Origin of the sequence: Acaryochloris sp. IP29b_bin.137 (genome assembly GCF_028285745.1) — a bacterium.
In the GTDB taxonomy this organism is placed as follows: Bacteria; Cyanobacteriota; Cyanobacteriia; order Thermosynechococcales; family Thermosynechococcaceae; genus Acaryochloris.
In genome coordinates this window covers 1-3,610 of the sequence record NZ_JANQOP010000146.1, presented here as the reverse complement: position 1 = coordinate 3,610, position 3,610 = coordinate 1, and the positions used below count along the sequence as shown (strand labels likewise).

Here is a 3,610-nt window from a genome sequence, read left to right as displayed (position 1 = left end):
AGCTTAGAGTTGGGGAGAATCTTCGATTTTTATCCATTTTGGACAATCTGGATCGCTGAAACCTCCTCCCAGCAAAGATCGATTCATGCAACAACGCCAATCTTACCCCAAAATTTGGTGAGGCACAGGGTTGAACAGCGGATGCTTATTGATTACTGTGGCATATCTCACGTGCTTTCGGAGTCTGGCTACCCTAAACCTCTCTGTTTTTGCGCTGCACAGACCCGCTGCCATAGATCATAATCTTGGCGATAAATTTCCAGGGCTTTAATCGCTTCTTTCGCAACGGTTTCACTGGCTTCAGCTACGAGATCGAGCAAAAACTCAAAAGCTGGATCGGTTCTAAGCATAGCAATGGATAGCAGTCCCGTGACCCGCAGCTCAGGATTGCTGACCTCCTCCCACCAAGTGGTGAGGCTGGCTAGGGCGTCAGGCTGCCTAGACTCACCCAGGACCAGCGCCACTAGCTCCTGGACTTGCGGGTTGGTGTTTTGTAGAAACTCAGACACAAAGGCAAGCGATTGCTGTGGCGCTAGCTTGAGCAATGCAGCCAAGTACTCAGATAAGACTTGGGGCTCATCCCCCATCTTGGCTCGCAAGCGGAGGAGCGGAATACCTTGAGGGTCTTCGCTATAGGCGATCGCACGAGCCGCAACCATGCGGGCTGGCCCTTCTGGATCGGCCAGTAAATCCGCTAGCTCTGTTATGGCGTCAGCATAGTGCATCCGCACTAACCCTAACGCACAGTTGCCTCGTAGCGTTGCTGCCGTATCCACGGTTCCTCCCCAGACGGGCTCCATCTGCACATGTCGAATACCTTGCAAGAAAAGGGTGTGATTGTGGGATTCGAGGCGGTATAGAGTATCTGCGATCGCAGCCTTAGCCAAGCAATTGGGGTCGCGCTTAACGGGTTTTTCCATTAACCGGGCAAACGCCTCTGCCAGTTCTGGATTGAGAGCCGTGATCTCACGTTGAGCCAAGATTTTCGCCGCCTGGGTAATGATGGGCGCTTTTGGGCTTCGCAAGACCTGTTGCCATTGTGCTTGAGTCTCAGGGGTTAGGGGAGCATCCCGCAATTCTGCCAACAGAACTTGGGTTTCTTCTAAAGGTTGCGACTTGGGCATTCGTTCATGTGCCTGAATATAGCGTTATGATTGATTTCGCCTCTGCATGGGATCCAATAATAGGATCTTTTAAGCATAGTAGGCTTGATGCATGCGATCGCAATATCTGCCTAAATTCTCTAATTGCATTGCGTTTTCTCGCAGCGGCGAGGTGAGGGTATCGTCCAAAATATTGGCTAGCACGCTATAGGCAGAGGCATCTAAAGTGGTGGGCTGGTCACCCATAAAATAAGGCTTATCGTGCAGGAAGCTAGAAAGGGCTTGTAAATCCAAGGTCGCAATGTGATAAATCTCTGTTGGTGTATGTCTGCCCATCCCGTGGCCTTGAAGGTTTTGAGTAACGCTCTTCAGGGCAATTTTGGGAATGATGGACCTTAAAACTAGCGGTAAATCAGAGAAATAGACGGCTTTGGTGGTGGGCCAATTTTTCTCATCAATCCAGCGACTGTAAACTAACGCCCAATACAAGTTCTCCTCTATGAGTCGCTGAAACGCGAGGGCAACCGCAGCATCCATGGGACTCAGATGTCCATCCAGAGGATCGCCATAGGTCGCTTTTAGGTAGTCAATGATTAAGTTAGAGTCCGCAATAATCTTGCCGTTGTCTTTGATATAAGGCAGTTTGCCTTTGGGCGCTTTGCGCACATCAGCACTGGTGTCTACCTGGTAGTCTAAGTGGGTCATCCGCAGGTAAGTTTCGAGCTTCATGCAAAATGGGCTGGCATTGGGCAAGCCCCAGACAGGCTCAAACTGGTAAAGCGTCAGCATGCTATTTCCTTGACTCTCAAAATCAGATGATGAGCAAAACGATTCTGTGCAAAAGGTAGGAGTGAAATTATAGATAAAGGTGCTGCTGATCTAGCAAGCTTTTTAAGACCTTAATTAAGGAGATCTTGAGGCTATGGTACATATTTACTATTAAAGAGTCAAGCTCAGCTGTGTCCATCTCCGTCTTAAGTTCGACTCGATGTTGAGCGCTAGCGATTAGCAAAAAGCGATGGCGAAAGAATCAAAGATACTTCAAATGCCGTAACCCACTACATCAACTTGTAGATAGACTCTTGATTAGGGAAGACAGCTTTGGTCTTAATCACCTTCCGCAATGAGCGGTTAAGCATTCACTGCTATTCCAGAGCCTTAACGATAAAGTTTGATGGCGAAGTATCATTCGCTTTCGGTTAACTGTTTATGCTTTGCCATGTAGGCCATATGCAAGCCAGCAGTTTAAGCCCTATGGCAAAGATTTATGGTGGATGCAATCCTGTTTTAATCCAAAATCTCCAGGTCTCCCGGATCGAATCTTTTTCTGGATAGCGAGTGTCATTCAAATCCAGGCGAACACAAGTTGCACGACCAACTGCAGTTATTCCCTTAATCAAGATACCTTGATCGACCCAAGTGAAATGTTCCTCCCATTTCTGTAAGCGAGGGTTAAAGATAGGCACTGTCGCTTGTGATTCTGGATCAATGCTGGCAACAAAGTTATAACGTCTTTCATTGCAACGGCGACATGCCAGTGCAAGATTCTCAAGATCATCAGATCCACTCAAGGATTTTGGGGTGATGTGATCAATCGTAAAGCGGCTTGCACTGAGACGTTCTGACGAATGGCAGTATTCGCATAAATACTTGGCTCTTTCTCGGACTGTTCTTTTCGTTTCATCGCTAATTGGCATGCTGAGCCGTAAGCATTGCGTTCATATGGGTAAAAATGCGATCTAATTCTGATATGGCATCTAGCTCTGCTATTTCCTCAAGGGAAAGTTGGTCTGCCTTTTTTTTATCTAGTAGGCTTTCCATACGAAGTTGAAGCGTGTCACTGAATTTGAACAAATACCAAGTATCGACTGGTTCGAGCCGAATTTCGTGTATCAACGAGGATGGCTGCTTCAGTGTTGTAACCATTTTTTTCGTTCTGAAACCGTAGTTGCAGATAGTTTGAGTTCAATTACATCGTCATTCTAACTTGGCAAACCTGACCAGTTCAGAAGGTATTTCGAGTTGCCAACTGGGAGGGAAAGCGTTAATTCATCGCGAAAATTGACAACTCCATGAATCATTAATCCTTTCTCAGGCTTCTCGCTCCAAAATGATAGACCGCATTGTGTCCAATCCGAAGGGTCCAAGGCTGAGCATCGGGTTGACGTTCAAAGAGCCGATCGGTTGCCCCCATGAGTGTTTCATTAACCTCAAACTCGCCGGTTTCAATATCGATCGCCACGATTTTGCCCTCATTTTCTGCTTCGACTTGTTGCCAAATGCCGGACTCATAGAGTTCTTGCCCACGTCTGGCTAACTCTTCCTTACTGTGGTGTCGTTGGCGAACGGCCATGAGTCTAACCTCACTTGGGGAGTACCATTTCCATTTTATCTTGGAGAGTTTGACATTAACTATCCTTCTTAAGCCTCCGGTTTGACCGGAGGACTCGTAAGGTTTAACCTTCCCTGCGGTCATAGTCCTATCCCAAAACTTCGGGAGTTGCTAA

5 protein-coding genes are annotated in these 3,610 nt (G+C 47.2%); all 5 read right to left on the bottom strand.

Annotation, left to right across the window (positions count from 1 at the left end; all coding sequences use genetic code 11):
* Positions 1-188 precede the first annotated feature (188 nt).
* Positions 189-1,124 carry a HEAT repeat domain-containing protein gene (locus tag Q0991_RS11375; protein WP_299488515.1) on the bottom strand — a complete coding sequence of 312 codons (936 nt, stop codon included), beginning with the start codon at positions 1,122-1,124 and terminating at the stop codon, positions 189-191.
* A gap of 69 nt (positions 1,125-1,193) precedes the next feature.
* Complete coding sequence (locus Q0991_RS11370; RefSeq protein ID WP_299488513.1) at positions 1,194-1,892, bottom strand: glutathione S-transferase family protein; 699 nt, start codon at positions 1,890-1,892, stop codon at positions 1,194-1,196.
* Positions 1,893-2,368: 476 nt separating this feature from the next.
* Positions 2,369-2,800 (bottom strand): HNH endonuclease, encoded by a 432-nt coding sequence (locus Q0991_RS11365; RefSeq protein WP_299488510.1) that lies wholly within the window; start codon positions 2,798-2,800, stop codon positions 2,369-2,371.
* Complete coding sequence (locus Q0991_RS11360) at positions 2,790-3,029, bottom strand: hypothetical protein (RefSeq protein WP_299488508.1); 240 nt, start codon at positions 3,027-3,029, stop codon at positions 2,790-2,792. The genes Q0991_RS11365 and Q0991_RS11360 overlap by 11 nt, the downstream gene beginning before the upstream one ends.
* A 154-nt stretch (positions 3,030-3,183) precedes the next feature.
* A complete protein-coding gene (locus tag Q0991_RS11355) occupies positions 3,184-3,456 on the bottom strand; it encodes a hypothetical protein (protein WP_299488506.1) in 273 nt (90 codons plus the stop codon).
* Positions 3,457-3,610 lie beyond the last annotated feature (154 nt).